Consider the following 15,909-nt stretch of genomic DNA (forward strand, 5'->3'; position numbering starts at 1 on the left):
TGTCGTCAGAAACGAACCCGGACGCACAGCCATGCACTCCCGTTTTGTCCCGTAAAGCCGACGCCTCGCAGCATTGCGTCGAACCGGCGACCTCCTGACACATTCTGACAGCAATGCACATTCAGGCGGCACCCACCGGGCCCGCCCCCCTTGCATCCGGGCGGGCGCGCGACAGATAACAAAACATGGCATACACGCACACCGATTCCACCGATCCCGTCACCTACCTCGCCAACCCGGCCGAGGATGTCCGCACCCGTCTCAAGCTGGAGGGCGGCAAAGATCTGGTGATGAACACCGAATTCCAGCCCGCAGGCGACCAGCCCACCGCGATCAAGGAGCTGAGCGCAGGGGTTCTTTCCGGCGACCGCGATCAAGTCCTGCTGGGGGCCACGGGTACCGGCAAGACCTACACCATGGCCAAGGTGATCGAGGAAACTCAACGCCCCGCGATCATCCTTGCGCCGAACAAGACGCTGGCCGCCCAACTTTATGGTGAGTTCAAAGGGTTCTTCCCCGACAACGCCGTCGAATACTTCGTCAGCTACTACGACTACTACCAGCCCGAAGCCTACGTCGCCCGCTCCGACACCTATATCGAGAAAGAATCCCAGATCAACGAACAGATCGACCGCATGCGCCACTCCGCCACGCGGGCGCTGCTCGAACGGGACGACGTGATCATCGTGGCCTCCGTCTCCTGCATCTACGGCATCGGGTCGGTGGAAACCTACGGGGCCATGACGCAAGACCTGAAAACGGGCAAGACATACGACCAACGGCAGGTCATCGCAGACCTCGTCGCCCAGCAATACAAACGCAACGACCACGCCTTCCAGCGGGGCTCCTTCCGGGTGCGCGGCGACAGCCTCGAAATCTTCCCCGCCCACCTCGAAGACCGCGCATGGCGGCTGTCCTTCTTCGGCGAAGAACTGGAAAGCATCACCGAATTCGACCCGCTCACCGGCGAAAAAGCCGACACGCTCGACCACATCCGCGTCTACGCCAACTCGCACTACGTCACGCCCAAACCCACGATGAACCAGGCCATCATTGGCATCAAGAAAGAGCTGAAGATGCGGCTCGACCAACTCGTGGGCGAAGGCAAACTGCTCGAAGCGCAACGGCTCGAACAGCGCACCAACTTCGATCTGGAAATGCTCGAAGCCACCGGCGTCTGCAACGGCATCGAAAACTACTCCCGCTACCTCACGGGCCGCGCCCCGGGCGAACCGCCCCCCACGCTCTTCGAATTCATCCCCGACAACGCCATCGTGTTCGCGGACGAATCCCACGTCTCCGTCCCCCAGATCGGCGGCATGTACAAGGGCGACTACCGGCGCAAGTTCACACTGGCCGAACACGGCTTCCGACTGCCCTCCTGCATGGACAACCGCCCCCTCAAGTTCGAGGAATGGGACGCCATGCGCCCGCAATCCGTCTTCGTCTCCGCCACCCCCGCGGCATGGGAGATCGAACAGACAGGCGGCGTCTTCACCGAACAGGTCATCCGCCCCACCGGCCTGCTGGACCCGCCCGTCGAAATCCGCCCCGTCTCCATGCAGGTCGACGATCTGCTGGACGAGGTCCAAAAGGTCGCCAAGGCCGGCATGCGCACTCTCTGCACCACGCTGACCAAGCGCATGGCCGAGGATCTGACGGAATACATGCACGAACAGGGCATCCGCGTGCGCTACATGCACTCCGACATCGACACGCTGGAACGGATCGAAATCCTGCGCGACCTGCGGCTTGGGGCCTTCGACGTGCTGATCGGGATCAACCTGCTGCGCGAGGGGCTGGATATCCCCGAATGCGGGCTGGTCGCGATCCTGGATGCGGACAAGGAAGGGTTCCTGCGGTCCGAGACCTCGCTTGTGCAAACCATCGGCCGCGCCGCACGCAACGCCGATGGCCGCGTGATCATGTACGCCGACAAGGTCACCGGCTCGATGGAGCGTGCACTGGCCGAAACCAACCGCCGCCGCGCCAAGCAGATGGCCTATAACGAAGAACACGGGATCACGCCCGAGACGGTGAAGAAAAACGTCGAGGATGTGCTGGCGGGCCTCTACAAAGGCGACACGGACATGAATCGCGTCACCGCCAAGATCGACAACCAGATGGCGGGCGGCAACCTGCAAGCGGTCCTCGATGGCCTGCGCGCCGACATGCGCAAAGCGGCCGAGAATCTTGAGTTCGAAGAAGCGGCACGGTTGCGGGACGAGGTCAAACGTCTGGAAACGGTCGATCTGGTCGTGGCGGATGATCCCCTGGCGCGTCAGTATGCAGTGGAGAAAGCCGTGGACGATGCGCAGAAGGCGTCCGGTCGCTCAACGGCGGGGCGGGCTGGTCAAAGGGGTGGGAATGTGAAGCGGCGGAAACGGTAGGGCAGAGTTTCGCCAGCTAGGTTATCCTAGCGTTCCACACTGTTCATTTTGATCGAAAGTCTACTATTGAATCCTTCAACGGACCGTCCATAGTTGAGTGCCGCTACAACATAGTCGCCTTTTTGCAAACTGACCGTAATTCTTGAATTTAGACCACCGCCTCCATCATCGTCATATTCTACGATTTCACAACTATTTACTAACCCAACTCGAAGAAGCACGAGGTATGGGTCCACGAATACCTCTCGCACCAAATCAGTCAATTCGATAGTTACTCTAATTCCTTCCGTCGACGCCACTTTAAGTGGAGCGTAGTAAGGCAGCGCAACGTCAACATCTCCAGTAAGCTCCCCTTGCAAATTTCGGAATCCGTCGCGACACTCTGCCAGCGCTTGACTACGTGGGCTCGATAGGTTTCCAATTGACTCACGTGGGATTTGCGGGATTCGTGCCTGTACCCTGTCCTGAAACTCAAGAACCTCTAGGAATGGGCATTCGGCAGAGTCAAATATCCGGTGGTATTCGCAAATAACTTGCTTACCCAAAAAAGTAACCTCCGCCTCTGCCACGTCTGTATAACTGTAGTTAACAAGCTCTTGAGCACGTAACGTCCTTAAGTCTTCTAAGAACTCTTCTTCCTCACCGTAGCGGTAATAAAATTCCCTGAATGATCCGCCCTCGCCATCAATTTCGGAATTTCTTGACGGTCGGAAAGACAGCAGCAAACCCAACGCTCCACTGTAACGCAAGCGCTCTAGGTGCGTCGTGATTCTATCATTTGCAACAGTTCTAGAGATTGATAAAACTGCCTGAGTTCTTGCTTTATTATCCAAGTCTCCAATAATTGCAGTACTAGGACTAGTAACCCGCTCTCCTTCTTGCCTTGAGGTCTCTTGCAAATTCGTAATAATTTTATTCGCCAAATCCGAGTCCCGCCCCTTGAACTCAGACCCATCTTTTAGTGCTGCACCCCCGACTTCTTCGGAAAGGCTCCGGCCTGTTATTAGAAGTGTAAAATAAACCATATCCTTAGTTGGAATAATTAAGGCTCCAATAATCAACACTCCTAATGCTGAAATGAATTTATCCCGAGTGCGAGAAATTAAAGAGACAATAATCCCAATAGCCGCGAGCATTGCAAAAAGCTCAACACTTCGGAAGCGAATCCACGGCTCAACATTATCCGCAAAAATGATCGAAAAGAACAGGAAAAGTACACCAACAGCTCCAGAAAGGACAAAGACTATCAGACCGGCTCGTTCAACAAGTCTACCATCCAAGATTACTGGAGATTTTGATGCTTCTGTATCGCGCTTACGCGGCTCCTCGACTGAAGCAACATCTGATTGATCATACTCAGGTTCGCTTTGAGCTTCGCTTTTATTATCTTCTTTAACCATAACAATCACGAGAATATATTCATTTAAAACTCACCTATACCATAAAAGGCGCAAGCACACAACTATGGAGCGAGGCTTGCTATTTGATTTTTTTCTGTGTGACGAGCAAAAACAATGCATTAATCGGTGAAAAGCAAAAAAATGCATATTCTCCCACAGAGTCTGACCGGTAGATTTGGCCTAACAACCCCGATGATTGAGGCAACAATGCACCTTTCATCTGTGGCTATCCGCGCCAATAGAAAAGTTTCCGCCTCAAAACACCCCCGCCACCTCATACATCACCGGCTCGAACCGCGTGCACATCCCCGCGATCTCCCGGTTGCGGTCCCGCATCTCGTCCGTCCGCAGCATCGCCTGAAAATCCTCACGCCGCTGCCATTGCGAGTAATTGGCAATCCGCGTCTGCGCGTCGTTCACGTGCAACCCGGCGGCAATGAACCCCGGCTGATGAGAGATAAGATCCCGGTACGCCCCCTGCAGCTTGTCCAGCACATCGGCACAGGTGCCGGGCGAACATTCGAAGGTGGTGATCACGGTCTGGCAGTCGGTGGCGGTGTCGATCTTGAGCATGGGCATCCTCCCTGCCCGCATCATAGCACAGCTTGGCACCGCACGGATCAAGGGCGCATCACGCAACCCATCCCTCGTACCTATCGGGCCGAGCCTCGCACGATCTGCCTAGAATTAACCATTTGATAACAAACAATGTTTCGCGCGCGAAACAAAAAACGCGGCCCCCATACGGGCGCCGCGCCAAATCTTGAACCGTAGGGTGGGGTTTCACCCCACTACCCCGATCATGCCAGAGCGATGTTGACCGCGCTCTCGCGGCCGTCACGGCCGGATTCCAGGTCAAACGTGACCTTCTGGTTGTCGGCCAGACCGGTCAGGCCCGAACGCTCAACGGAGGAGATATGGACGAACACGTCCTTGCTGCCGCCGTCGGGTGCGATGAAGCCGAAACCTTTGGTGGAGTTGAACCATTTCACTGTGCCAGTGGCCATGTGATGTCTTCCTTCAATAATTACCGCTCACGGGAATGCAGCGGTCCGGCGTAGTCGTCTTGATCGAGAGACTGGTCGCCGTGAGGAAAGTCAGAACATCGAGTAGAATAGCTATGCAAGCCCGGCTCTACAGCATCCACGCCAAAGCACAAGGGTATTCGAAACGCGTCGGAAGATGTCCGCCGACGAAATTCGCTCTACCATAATGCCATGCGTATTCTGATTGCCCTCGTCCTGCTGACCACGCCTGCCCACGCGTGGGAGTTCTCGACCACCCCGATCTGCACTCTGTCGCACAGCGAAAGTGGGGCGGATGTGCAGGTCACCTATAACCACGCGACGGCCCTCTATGCCATCGCGATCACCAGCCCAGAGGGGTGGCCCGGTGCGCCCGCCTTCTCCATCCGGTTTGACGGTGCCCGTCCAAACACCATCTCAACCCAGACCTTTCAGACCACCGACCAGACCCTCACGGTCACGGACAGCGGCTTTGGCAACGTGCTGGATGGGCTAGAGTTCAACAGCACTGCCAACGCCTTCACCCAGACGGCTGCAATCACGGTGTCACTTGATGGTGCACCCGGACCGGTCCAACAGTTTCGCGCCTGCACCACAGCCCCCATCGCCTGAGACGTCAGGAATACCTGACTAAGCGCGCCGCTGCATGCCTGTTACAGTGATCTCATATTTCACTGCCCCGCAGACCATCGCGAGGCCCGTCCAAGGGGCTTTTACATGGACCATTTGTTATTTGGATTTTCACTGACCTTTGTCACCGCGATGATTGTCGTCGTCGGTGACTATGCCATCAAACTCGCCGCGGACGGGAACCAGCCCATGTGGTCCTGGCCCGTCATTCTGGGTGTTGTTCTCTACGGCACATCGGCGCTCTTCTGGTTCTATGCCATGCAGCACGTGACATTGGCGCAGGCCGGCGTGGCCTACTCCATGCTCACATTGATCGCACTGGCCATAATCGGAGCCGTCTATTTCGGCGAAACGCTCCACGCCCGCGAATATGCGGGGCTGGGCTGCGCACTCTTGTCGATGATCCTGATGAGCCGCCTCGCCTAAAAGTCGAAGATATCGCCCAGCAGATCACCCATGCCCTTTTTCTTCTTGCGGCGTGGATCGTACTGGCGATCGTCATACCCGCGGGACATCTGCGGTTCGGCCTGAGGCGGCGGGGGCGGTGCAGAATAAGCGGACGCACGCTCGATGATCTTGTCGAGCTCACCCCGGTCCAACCACACGCCGCGACACTGCGGACAATAGTCAATCTCGACCCCGCTTCGGTCGGTGATGACAAGTTGGGTTCCGTCGATAGGGCACTGCATGGGCATCTCTCCGTTGATTACTTGACCAATATAGTGCGGAAACACGCCCCCCATAGGGACACCGCACAAAAAAGCCCCCGCGCACGACGCAGGGGCTCAGATTGAACAGGGCGATTTGAAAATCAGCCGTCGTTTGCGGGCGGCGTGACTTCAATGCCGGGCACGGTCACTGTGGTCTCTTCCATGGACACGTCCACGTCCGGCACTGTCACGTCGACTGTCTCTTCGGTCAGGTTCACTTCCCCGACCTCGGCGTCGAATGCGGGCAATTGGCCACCCTCGACACTGACTTCTGGCAGACGTGTTTCCTGTGTCTGGTCAATGTCCACCATGTACACGGCAGCACCCACGGCCAGAACGGCCACCACGGCCAGCAAAACTGTCATTGTCGCTTTCATCTCAAATCTCCTTTCGCATCACTTGCGTCGGTGGGCAAACGCAGATGGGTGCCCGAAAGGTTCCGAAAAATTTTACATCCTGAGTGCCAAAAAGTGATGACTCACCAATTGTTAACCATGTTTGGGCCACGGTTGGACTTTGTTAACCTTCCAGTGGACCGAGACCATCCGCCTGCACATCCTACCCCTGCTTCTGACCGCGCTGCTTGCCGGAACCGGCGCGATGGCTGGGGCGTGGTTGCAGGAGCACCGCAAAGGCTTTCTGTCATACAGCAGCGTCTACGAGGAAAGCGGGCGGCTCGACGGGTCGTTGTTCATCGAATACGGGCTGCGACCAAAGCTGACGCTGGGTGCCAAGGTCGATGTGGACATGACAAGCGGGCGACTTGGCAATGGCACCGCATTCGTCTTTCTACGCAAGCCGATCCCCACCGGCGAACGCGAGTACAAATTGGCCTACGAGATAGGTGTTGGCAGCACTTTTGGCATCGCCATGGACCCGCTCCTGCGCACAGGGTTGAGCTATGGGAAAGGCATAAAGGTTTGGGAGAAATATGGATGGTTGGCCGTGGATGGTGCCGTTGAATGGGCCATCGACGACGGACCGAACACACTGAAAATCGACAGCACATTCGGACTAACATTGAATGACAGGTTCAAAGTGATGATGCAGGTATTCGTCAGCAGCGCGGACGGAGACGTATCAACGACGCTCGCTCCATCGCTGATATGGCAGCCAAAAAAGCCGAAAGCGCCCAGCATTGTCGTCGGTATCGAGGGCGAGGAAGGTGTCCTCGCCCTTAAATTCGGCATGTGGCAGTCATTCTGACCGCGCTGGATCAATCCTTGTCCATGCGGACAGTGGCCCGGATCGACCCACGCATGTCTTCACTGAATTCGAGCGAAAACTCGTCTTCGTTCGGACCAATCCGACCCCGACCCACCGGCGCCTCATAGCGGCGTTGGTTGGAGTTGTTGCGCAAGTCGCCCGTCAGCACGACAGAGTCGACAAAATGGCAGAAGCTTTCAAAGGGCAGCTTCTTGCTGGTGCCAACCGTCCATGTCCGGGCGTTGGTGCTTTGGGTATGAGCCACCAGAAGCGGGTTTTCGGCATGCTCACTCACGTTGTGATAGGAGTTGCCTTTGAACCAGACAGACCGGTTCCGGTTGTAGTCCAGATCGGCAAAGCTGGTATCGACACGTTCCGCCCGGTCGATATTTCCGTTGATGGAACGGAACCGGTTGCCCGTCACTGTGATGCCGTTCAGGAAATGACCCGTGCCATGCGGTTTGACCACGAGATAGCTGAACCAGGGCGCCACATCGCCGGACAGGAACACGTTGTCCGTCAAGCTGAAGGAACTGAACGAAAAGCCGCTGGTAAACTGGGGCGTGGGGTCGCGTTCATTGGTCCATTCGACAAAACAATTGTCAATGTAGTTCCCGGTGATCACGCTGGCCGTGTAATTGTCCTGCAGCACAATGCCCGCCGTGCGGACGCCATCCGCAACGCCATCGCCTTGAAAGAAGTGGTTGCCTTTGATCAGGTGGTTCTGCCCGGCCAGCAGCATGAAGTGACGGAACTGGGTCGCGCGGCAGTCGCGGATCTTTGCGTCATTGGAATTCACGTTGAAGCCGATCGTAGTCCGGTTCGCGACAGTCTCGGATTCTTCGGATGACAGGAATTGGCACCGGTCAATCAGAATGCCCTGGCAACCACCACCGATCGAGGTGATCCCGCGATCTTTGGGGCGGCTGATAAAGCATTCCTGAAGTTCGAATGTCGGTCCGGCGGGCGCTAGCATGATGCCGCTGCACTTGTCGTTACACTGGAACTCGATGTTCGACATGTTGAACTTCGACAGCTTGGAGAACCCGCCGAAATCGATCAGGTAGTCAAACCGGCGGAAGATGAAATTCTGCGTGCCATCCGCATCAAAAGGAGGGGCGTTCAGTTCAATGGTCCCCGCACCCACATTCTTGCTGCGCACGTAGATCTCGCGACCGACCCCGTTGCCGCTGACATGCGCCCCGACAGGTACATTGGCGATGTTCGCCACATCCGTCAGTGTGCGACCGTTCGTGGACGAGTAGGTCGCCTGACTGATCACAGTGACGGTGTTCCAGTCTTCGCCCTGCGCTTCGAATTGACCGTTCCGAATAACACGCCGGGTGTTGAACTGGTCACGGTTCGGCACTGCGGACTGCATGTCGATGGGTTCGAACACTGCAATACGGCGCCCGCCCATGTCGAGGCTTTCGTGGTCAGAGCTGTTCAGAAGGGCTTGGAACGCCTTCTTGAAGGCCAGCACCTCGTCGCCGAACGCTTCGATATAGGTCGGCAGATCAAAGCTCTTGCGCAACAGCAGCATCTTGTCGTCAGGCATGCTCAGCGTACCCTCGAACTTCACCAGCTCTTCGAACGCCACATCCTTCTCAAGGCGGAACACACCGTCCGGCACCAGAACGGTGCGCCCGTTGGCGGCCGCAATCGCCGCATCAAAGGCATCGCTGTCATCGGTTGACCCGTCTCCCATGGCGCCAAAGTCGCGGACATCCACGACAGATACGATATCGCGCAGGAAAACGGATGTGATGTCTTCGATGATGATGTCATCAATGCGAACGACACCGCCATTGGGGCCTGTCAGATCCAGGCCGAAGTGGCCGTAGATTGCATCCGATCCCCAAACAAGGTCCACACCGGCCCGGTTGCCAGCACCGATGATGGCCGACACCTCGGTCACTTCGCCGTAGCTCGTCAGGGCAACGCTCTCTCCGGTTGTATCCACACCCGGTACGGACGAACCGTTGGCGCGCGCCGCAAACCCTGCAACGCGTACCGACGGCAGGCTGCCGCTGATCGCCTTCAAACGGACGATGACACGCAGGTAACATCCGGGCAGCAACGGTGTTTCGCCCATGTAGCGGACGCGCGTCGTGTTGGATGTCTTTTGCAGTTCAAGACAACCGCCAAAGTCCTGATCAGCCGGTACGAAGGCCGCATTGGGAGCGTTTTGATACGTGTCCGATCCCGGCGTACCATCACCGCTCGACCACACATTCAAACCATCCGCAAACGCGGGCGGCATCAGCAGTACGCCGTCAGTAATTGCCTTGTTCATCCAATCATCCCTTTTCCACAGGGGCCGAAACAGCCCGTGTCTCGCAGTCACCAGAAATCGGCCAGATGGTTCGGCCGTCGCGGGCAAGGGAAGTATCAACGATGGGTTAACGGGCGCCGACAGGACCGTGCGGACGGTTCTGTACCCGCGCAACACAGCGCTCGATTGTTACAACCGCTCACAACCTTTGCATCGATTGTGGAATAATCCGTAGGGCGACCCGACCTATGCTATGTGCAAACGCAGCAAATCCCTTTGCAACCGCAGCGAGGTCGCCATGTCAAAGGTTACGCAATCCCGACCCAAGGTCGTCATTATTGGCGCTGGCTTTGGTGGCTTGGCCGCCGCCCGCGCACTGAAAAACGCGCCCGTCGATATCAAGGTAATCGACCGACGCAACTACCACCTGTTCCAGCCCCTGCTCTATCAAGTCGCCACGGCAGACCTGTCGCCCGCAGACGTGGCCTGGCCCATCCGTGGCATCTTTTCCAACCAGCAGAACGTGTCGGTGGCCCTGACCGAAGTGCTCGATGTGGACAAACAGGCCCAAAAGGTCATCACTGAAGAGGGACAGTTCGACTACGACCACCTCATCGTGGCCTCGGGTGCGCACCACTCCTACTTTGGCCGTGACGAGTGGGAAAAGCACGCTCCCGGCCTCAAGCGCATTATCGACGCGACGGAAATTCGCAAACAGGTGCTGATGGCGTTTGAGCGGGCGGAAATCTCGAACTCCGATGCCGAACAACGCCGCCAGTTGACCTTTGTGGTTGTCGGTGGCGGCCCCACCGGCGTGGAAATGGCAGGCGCGATTGCGGAACTGGCCAACCACGCGCTGGCCGCTGACTTCCACCGCATCAACTCCCGCGATGCCCGCGTGATCCTTGTCGAGGCGGGCGACCGCCTGCTCAAGGCCTTCCCCGAAAGCCTCTCCACCAAGGCGCAGCAATCGCTTGAAAAACTGGGGGTCGAAGTGATGGTCGACACGCGGGTCGAGGACATCACCGAAGACGGCGTGAAACTGGCCGACCAATTCATCCCCTCCGCTACCAAGGTCTGGGGCGCAGGTGTCGCGGTCAAAAACGTGGGCCGCTGGCTTGATGCCACGACCGACCGCACAGGCCGCGTGCCCGTCAACCCCGACCTCAGCCTGCCCGACGCGCCCAATGTCTACGTGATCGGCGATGCGGCCCAGGTGCCGTGGAAAGACGGGCTCGATGTGCCCGGCATCGCGCCTGCGGCCAAACAGGGCGGCAAATATGTGGGCAAACGGATCAAGGCGCTGACCGCTGGCAAAGCCCACAAGAAACCCTTCCGTTACAGTCACGCGGGCAACCTCGCCACCATCGGACGGCACGCCGCGGTCATCGACTTCGGCAGCATCCGCATGTCGGGCTTTGTCGCATGGTGGCTCTGGGGCGTCGCGCATATCTACTTCCTGATCGGCGTGCGCAACCCGGTCTTCGTGGCTATGAACTGGTTCTGGTCCTACCTCACCTTCTCCAAAGGGGCTCGGCTCATCACCGGCCTCCGTCCCCTGCACGAAGACCACGACACGGAACCAAAACCCAGCGTACATGCTGCAGAATAGGCAACGCACCGGTGTCCCTTGGGCCGACAGGCAGACGCAGCAATGACCCAAACGCAGCACACCGTCCGGCACCACGGCGCCGAACCTGCCAAAGTCGTCGTTCTGCACGGCGGTCCCGGCGGCGCGGGAGAGGTTGAAGCCTTTGCGCATAAGCTTGGGCACCGGGGCCACGCCGTCCTTGAACCGTTCCAGACGCAACACTCGGTGGGCGCGCAGATCGAAGAGTTGCGCGAACAGATCACGCACCACAGCACACCACCGATCACCCTGATCGGCTGGTCCTGGGGCGCGTGGCTCGGGTGCCTCTTTGCCGCAAGCCACCCCAACCTGGTGCGCAAGCTTGTCCTCGTCGGCAGCGGCCCGTTTGAAGCGCGCCACACCGAGGCTATCAAGGCGACCAAAGCGGCCCGCCTAACCGATGCCCAACGCGCAGAGCTTGCCACTCTCAACCTCGGTTCCGGCGATCCCACACGCACCGCCCGCTTCATCGCGCTCAACGACGTGGCGGACACATTCGAACGCGACACGTCCCCCCTGCCGGACGTGCAGTTCGACGCAGACATTCACCGATCCGTCTGGCCCGAAGCCAACGCCATGCGCACAAGCGGCGCGTTACTGGACACCCTCGCGACCATCCGCTGCCCCGTCATCGCCTTGCACGGGGACCATGACCCACGGCCCGCAGATGGTGTGCGCCTCCCTCTGCAAGCGGCCTTGCCGTCGGCCACCTTCACTCTGCTGGAAAAATGCGGCCACAAGCCATGGCAAGAGGTCCACGCACAGGACCAATTCTATCAATTGATCGAAGCGGCACTCGACTGACTCGCCGCTCAGGTCGCGATCTGCTTGAAACGACGCAGCAGAAACGGCGTCAGATACATCGGGATCTGATAGCACCCCACAAAGATCATCAGCGGGGCCGCCACCTCGGGGGGCAACACAATCAGAAACAGCGCAATGTTCCGATTGCCCGCGTAGATCCCGGTTGCCAGCGGCATCGTCCACCCGAACCGGCGACACAGCCACAGCGTCACCAGCACCAGGGCGAAATTGATCAGCAAAGCCGCCGCCAGCCACAACGCCAACTCAAGTGGGTCAGCCCGCAGCAACGGCCCAATCGCATTCATCAGGCCGACCACGACGACCCCCAACAGGATCGCCGCACAGCCATCCAGCGCCTGTTGCGCAGGCCGCTCGCCCAAGCGCGGCACCATCCGCCGCACGGCAAACCCGCAGCCCACGGCAATCACAATCGCGCTCAGCAGTCCAAAGGACAACGACACCGCGCCAAGCGCCCCGGTCCCCACCGGATCAACGATCATCAGCACCGGCAAAGCGGTCAGCGGAAACAGGGCCGTGCCCAACACCAGCAACCGCATCCCCGGCGCCGGATCATGCCCCAGCATGATCGCAAAGTTCGGCCCACCTGTCAGCGATGGGGCCGACAGCATCAGCACCACAGCCAGCGCAAGCGGCGCATCAATCACCCCCATCGCCGTCAGGCACACCGCGACCACTACCGGCAGGATTGTCTGCAAAATCACGAGCCGCGTCAGCGTGGGCCGCAACGCCTCAAGATTGCCAAAGGCCCGCCGCGCACCCACACGCATGCCCGTCACGAACAACAGCAGCGCCACCATTGTCCCGATCCACGGCGTCAGCACCGCCGCCACACCAGGCAAAAGCAGCCCCGCCACCAGCCCGGCAATCAGGCAGAACTGTCCGTGCCGCCCAATCGTGGAAAGCGCCCGGATCACCCGTCAGGGGGCCTGTCGCATGGTCTCGGGCAGCCACATGGCGATGTCCGGGAACCAGATCAGGACAAAGCACATCAGCACCATGATCATGAACATCGGGAAGGCCGCACGGGTGATGTACCCCATCTCATGCTCGGTCATGCCCTGCAGCACAAACAGGTTGAAACCGATGGGCGGCGTGATCTGCGCCATCTCGACCACCACAACGACAAAGATGCCAAACCAGATCAGGTCAATCCCCGCCTCGCGCACCATCGGCTCGACCACGGCCATGGTCAGAACGACAGACGAAATCCCATCCAGAAACATGCCCAGCACGATGTAGAACACCATCAGGATCATCAGCAACTCAAAGCGCGACAGCTCCATGGTCGCAATCCCGTCGGCCAAGGCACGCGGCAGCCCGGTAAAGCCCATCGCCAGCTTCAGAAACGCAGCGCCCGCAAGGATCAGCGCAATCATGGCCGACGTGCGCGTGGCCCCCATCAGGCTCTCCGAAAACGTGTTCCATGTCAGCGACCCCTGACTTGCGGCCAGCACAAGCGCGCCAATCACGCCAATGGCGGCTGCCTCAGTCGCGGTGGCGTAACCTGCATACATCGACCCGATCACCACAAAGATCAGGCACAGCACAGGGATCAGAAACCGCGAATTCTTCAGCTTCTCGCCAAAGCTCATGCCGGTTTCCTGCTTGGGATTCCAACCGCTCGACATCCACGAATAGATGGCCACATACCCCATGAACATCAGCGCCAGACAAAGCCCGGGAAACACGCCAGCAAAGAAGAGCTGCGTGATGCTTTCATTCACAGTCACGCCATAAACGATCAACGCAAGCGATGGCGGGATCATCAGACCCAGCGTCGCAGCCCCCGCCAGCGTGCCAATGACAATGCGCTCGGGATAATCCCGCGCCCGCAACTCGGGAATGGACATCTTGCCAACGGTGGTCAGCGTCGCCGCAGACGATCCCGAGACAGCAGCAAAGACGGTACAGCCGACAATATTCGTATGGACCAACCCGCCCGGCAACCGCGCCAGCCATGGGGACAGGCCCCGAAACATGTCTTCCGACAACCGCGTTCGAAACAGGATTTCTCCCATCCAGATGAACAGCGGCAACGCTGTCAGCGTCCAACTGGATGACGACGCCCAGATCGTCGTGATCATCGTGTCGCCCACAGGTCTTGTCGTGAACAGCTCCATCCCGACCCAGGCCACACCCATCAGGGCCAAGCCAACCCAGACCCCACTGCCCAGCAGCAGGAACAACACAAACAGAAACAGGCTGATCGCATAGACTTCTTCCATCACCCTACTCCGCGAAACTTTGATCAACGAGGTCGCGCTGAATGCGGTGATCCCCTCGGAAAATGACGTGTATCAGATGGTCGGTCAGCGAGATGGCCAGAATACCGCCACCAATGACCATTACAGATTGCGGAATCCACAACGGCGTGGCATCCTGCGCCTGGCTCAACTCGTTGAATTTCCACGACCAATAGGTGAACCAATAAGCGTAGTAGGTGAAATACCACATCACTCCCGCCGCAATCCCGAAACACCAGATCTCAAGGAACCGACGAAACCGCTCAGGCACCGCATTCAGCACAATCGACACCCGGATGTGCGAGCCGCGGTTCAGCGCATTGGCAAAGGCAAAGAAGCTGGCGGCGGCCATGGCATAGCCCGCGTAGTTGGCCGCACCCGGAAAAATCTCGCCCGTCCAGCGGGCCACCATCTGCGCCACGATCAGCAAAAGGATCGCGATCAGGCACAAGGCAGCCAGCACTCCGGCAGCAAGATACAAAAAATCAAGAAAGCGGCGCAGGCCGCGCAGGGCACCCGTCATAGGTCAGTCTCCGGGGCTGAAAAGCGCCCGGGCCAGCACATGCAGCCCGGGCAAATCGCGCTTATTGCGCAGCGTTGTAGGCATCCAGAATGGCAGCACCGGTGTCACCCGCAGCTTCCAGCCATTCGGCGGCCATCGTCTCACCCACACCGCGCAGATCGCTCATCAGCTGATCGCCCGCGGGGGCCACGGTCATGCCACCTTCGGCCAGACCGGCAAGGGTAAAGCCGGTGTATTCCTTGGCGCGCCACGTGCCAGCATACTCGGCCATCGCGGCACAGGCATTGATCACGTTCTTGTTCTGATCAGACACACCCGACCACACATCGTTGTTGATCAGCATGTAGTTCCGGGGCAGCCACGCATCGACGGAATAGAAGTGGCTCAGGCTTTCCCACACCTTGCGGTCATAGCCAGTGGCACCAGACGACACCATGGACTCCGCCACACCGGTGGCAAAGGCTTGGCTGATCTCGGCCGCCTCAATGGACACAGGCAGCATCTTGGTCAGCTCGGCCATGCGGGCCGTCGCGTTGTTGTAGGACCGGAACTTCAGGCCTTCCATATCAGCGACAGAATTCACTTCCTTGTTGAAGTACAGACCCTGCGGCGGCCACGGCACGGAATAGAGCATGGTCATGTTCTGCTCGGCCAACAGCTCCTGCACGTGGGGCAAGGCGGCTTCGTAAAGCTTCTCATGCTCGTCAAAGGACGACACGAGGAAGGGCACGGAATCCCAGCCAAAGATGGCGCTTTCGTTCTGGTGACCCGACAGCAGACGCTCACCAATCGGCACCTGACCGGTCTGAACGGCACGCTTGATGTCCGCGCCCGCATAAAGCGACCCCGACGGGTGCGTCGTAATCTCGATCTCGCCACCCGTCCCTGTGGTCACACATTGGGCAAACTCCGCACCCGTCACCGAGTGAAAGTTGGACCCGGAATAGGCCATGGGCAGGTCCCACTTCTCCTCTGCCATTGCAGGCAGGGCAAGCAGAGTCGCCGTGGCGAGGGTTGCGCAAGTTGTCTTAAGTTTCGTCATGTCTTACTCC

At 58.7% G+C, this 15,909-nt stretch carries 16 protein-coding genes; 6 read left to right on the plus strand and 10 right to left on the minus strand.

Annotation, left to right across the window (positions count from 1 at the left end; genetic code table 11):
* The first annotated feature begins 185 nt into the window (after window positions 1–185).
* Window positions 186–2,390, plus strand: a complete 2,205-nt coding sequence (gene uvrB, locus Q1A32_RS03455) for an excinuclease ABC subunit UvrB (RefSeq protein ID WP_299649573.1) — start codon at window positions 186–188, stop codon at window positions 2,388–2,390.
* A gap of 26 nt (window positions 2,391–2,416) precedes the next feature.
* On the opposite strand, the gene Q1A32_RS03460 is transcribed toward uvrB, so the two are convergent.
* The 3 genes from Q1A32_RS03460 to Q1A32_RS03470 form a co-directional block, all read right to left on the minus strand.
* Window positions 2,417–3,799: a hypothetical protein gene (locus Q1A32_RS03460; protein WP_299649576.1), complete on the minus strand. Its 1,383-nt coding sequence runs from the start codon at window positions 3,797–3,799 to the stop codon at window positions 2,417–2,419.
* Between the two features lie 246 nt (window positions 3,800–4,045).
* Window positions 4,046–4,363 carry an antibiotic biosynthesis monooxygenase gene (locus Q1A32_RS03465; protein ID WP_299649579.1) on the minus strand — a complete coding sequence of 106 codons (318 nt, stop codon included), beginning with the start codon at window positions 4,361–4,363 and terminating at the stop codon, window positions 4,046–4,048.
* A 227-nt stretch (window positions 4,364–4,590) separates the two neighbouring features.
* Window positions 4,591–4,797 (minus strand): cold-shock protein, encoded by a 207-nt coding sequence (locus Q1A32_RS03470; protein WP_299609533.1) that lies wholly within the window; start codon window positions 4,795–4,797, stop codon window positions 4,591–4,593.
* 210 nt (window positions 4,798–5,007) lie between these two features.
* Between Q1A32_RS03470 and Q1A32_RS03475 the strand changes: the two genes are divergently transcribed.
* Window positions 5,008–5,427 carry a hypothetical protein gene (locus Q1A32_RS03475; protein WP_299649582.1) on the plus strand — a complete coding sequence of 140 codons (420 nt, stop codon included), beginning with the start codon at window positions 5,008–5,010 and terminating at the stop codon, window positions 5,425–5,427.
* 105 nt (window positions 5,428–5,532) lie between these two features.
* Complete coding sequence (locus Q1A32_RS03480) at window positions 5,533–5,871, plus strand: EamA family transporter (RefSeq protein WP_299609527.1); 339 nt, start codon at window positions 5,533–5,535, stop codon at window positions 5,869–5,871.
* Here Q1A32_RS03480 and Q1A32_RS03485 read toward each other — a convergent pair.
* Window positions 5,868–6,134, minus strand: coding sequence for a zf-TFIIB domain-containing protein (locus Q1A32_RS03485; RefSeq protein ID WP_299649585.1), 267 nt, complete (start codon window positions 6,132–6,134; stop codon window positions 5,868–5,870). The genes Q1A32_RS03480 and Q1A32_RS03485 overlap by 4 nt on opposite strands.
* A 122-nt stretch (window positions 6,135–6,256) precedes the next feature.
* Window positions 6,257–6,532, minus strand: coding sequence for a hypothetical protein (locus Q1A32_RS03490; protein ID WP_299609521.1), 276 nt, complete (start codon window positions 6,530–6,532; stop codon window positions 6,257–6,259).
* Window positions 6,533–6,671: 139 nt separating this feature from the next.
* On the opposite strand from Q1A32_RS03490, the gene Q1A32_RS03495 reads away from it, so the two are divergent.
* Complete coding sequence (locus Q1A32_RS03495) at window positions 6,672–7,361, plus strand: hypothetical protein (protein WP_299649588.1); 690 nt, start codon at window positions 6,672–6,674, stop codon at window positions 7,359–7,361.
* Between the two features lie 10 nt (window positions 7,362–7,371).
* Here the strand turns inward: Q1A32_RS03495 and Q1A32_RS03500 are convergent, their stop codons facing one another.
* Window positions 7,372–9,657, minus strand: a complete 2,286-nt coding sequence (locus Q1A32_RS03500; RefSeq protein ID WP_299649591.1) for a glycosyl hydrolase family 28-related protein — start codon at window positions 9,655–9,657, stop codon at window positions 7,372–7,374.
* Window positions 9,658–9,934: 277 nt separating this feature from the next.
* Between Q1A32_RS03500 and Q1A32_RS03505 the strand changes: the two genes are divergently transcribed.
* On the plus strand, window positions 9,935–11,248 hold the full coding sequence (locus tag Q1A32_RS03505; RefSeq protein ID WP_299649593.1) for an NAD(P)/FAD-dependent oxidoreductase: 1,314 nt from the start codon (window positions 9,935–9,937) through the stop codon (window positions 11,246–11,248).
* A 42-nt stretch (window positions 11,249–11,290) separates the two neighbouring features.
* Window positions 11,291–12,070, plus strand: coding sequence for an alpha/beta fold hydrolase (locus Q1A32_RS03510; protein WP_299649596.1), 780 nt, complete (start codon window positions 11,291–11,293; stop codon window positions 12,068–12,070).
* An 8-nt stretch (window positions 12,071–12,078) separates the two neighbouring features.
* Here the strand turns inward: Q1A32_RS03510 and Q1A32_RS03515 are convergent, their stop codons facing one another.
* From Q1A32_RS03515 to Q1A32_RS03530, 4 genes are all read right to left on the minus strand, one after another.
* Window positions 12,079–13,005 (minus strand): hypothetical protein, encoded by a 927-nt coding sequence (locus Q1A32_RS03515; RefSeq protein ID WP_299649599.1) that lies wholly within the window; start codon window positions 13,003–13,005, stop codon window positions 12,079–12,081.
* A 3-nt stretch (window positions 13,006–13,008) separates the two neighbouring features.
* The gene (locus Q1A32_RS03520) at window positions 13,009–14,316 is read right to left on the minus strand and encodes a TRAP transporter large permease (protein ID WP_299649602.1); all 1,308 of its coding nucleotides are present in this window, start codon (window positions 14,314–14,316) and stop codon (window positions 13,009–13,011) included.
* A gap of 4 nt (window positions 14,317–14,320) precedes the next feature.
* On the minus strand, window positions 14,321–14,857 hold the full coding sequence (locus Q1A32_RS03525) for a TRAP transporter small permease (RefSeq protein ID WP_299649605.1): 537 nt from the start codon (window positions 14,855–14,857) through the stop codon (window positions 14,321–14,323).
* Window positions 14,858–14,918: 61 nt separating this feature from the next.
* Window positions 14,919–15,899 carry a TRAP transporter substrate-binding protein gene (locus tag Q1A32_RS03530; protein WP_299649608.1) on the minus strand — a complete coding sequence of 327 codons (981 nt, stop codon included), beginning with the start codon at window positions 15,897–15,899 and terminating at the stop codon, window positions 14,919–14,921.
* Window positions 15,900–15,909 lie beyond the last annotated feature (10 nt).

Origin of the sequence: uncultured Tateyamaria sp. (genome assembly GCF_947503415.1) — a bacterium.
GTDB lineage: Bacteria > Pseudomonadota > Alphaproteobacteria > Rhodobacterales > Rhodobacteraceae > Tateyamaria.

Excerpts from the sequence above, each read along its gene's own strand:
- uvrB (WP_299649573.1), top strand. The coding sequence starts at position 186 with ATGGCATACACGCACACCGATTCCACCGATCCCGTCACCTACCTCGCC.
- Q1A32_RS03465 (WP_299649579.1), bottom strand. The coding sequence starts at position 4,363 with ATGCTCAAGATCGACACCGCCACCGACTGCCAGACCGTGATCACCACC.
- Q1A32_RS03470 (WP_299609533.1), bottom strand. The coding sequence starts at position 4,797 with ATGGCCACTGGCACAGTGAAATGGTTCAACTCCACCAAAGGTTTCGGC.
- Q1A32_RS03475 (WP_299649582.1), top strand. The coding sequence starts at position 5,008 with ATGCGTATTCTGATTGCCCTCGTCCTGCTGACCACGCCTGCCCACGCG.
- Q1A32_RS03480 (WP_299609527.1), top strand. The coding sequence starts at position 5,533 with ATGGACCATTTGTTATTTGGATTTTCACTGACCTTTGTCACCGCGATG.
- Q1A32_RS03485 (WP_299649585.1), bottom strand. The coding sequence starts at position 6,134 with ATGCAGTGCCCTATCGACGGAACCCAACTTGTCATCACCGACCGAAGC.
- Q1A32_RS03490 (WP_299609521.1), bottom strand. The coding sequence starts at position 6,532 with ATGAAAGCGACAATGACAGTTTTGCTGGCCGTGGTGGCCGTTCTGGCC.
- Q1A32_RS03500 (WP_299649591.1), bottom strand. The coding sequence starts at position 9,657 with ATGAACAAGGCAATTACTGACGGCGTACTGCTGATGCCGCCCGCGTTT.
- Q1A32_RS03505 (WP_299649593.1), top strand. The coding sequence starts at position 9,935 with ATGTCAAAGGTTACGCAATCCCGACCCAAGGTCGTCATTATTGGCGCT.
- Q1A32_RS03510 (WP_299649596.1), top strand. The coding sequence starts at position 11,291 with ATGACCCAAACGCAGCACACCGTCCGGCACCACGGCGCCGAACCTGCC.
- Q1A32_RS03520 (WP_299649602.1), bottom strand. The coding sequence starts at position 14,316 with ATGGAAGAAGTCTATGCGATCAGCCTGTTTCTGTTTGTGTTGTTCCTG.
- Q1A32_RS03525 (WP_299649605.1), bottom strand. The coding sequence starts at position 14,857 with ATGACGGGTGCCCTGCGCGGCCTGCGCCGCTTTCTTGATTTTTTGTAT.
- Q1A32_RS03530 (WP_299649608.1), bottom strand. The coding sequence starts at position 15,899 with ATGACGAAACTTAAGACAACTTGCGCAACCCTCGCCACGGCGACTCTG.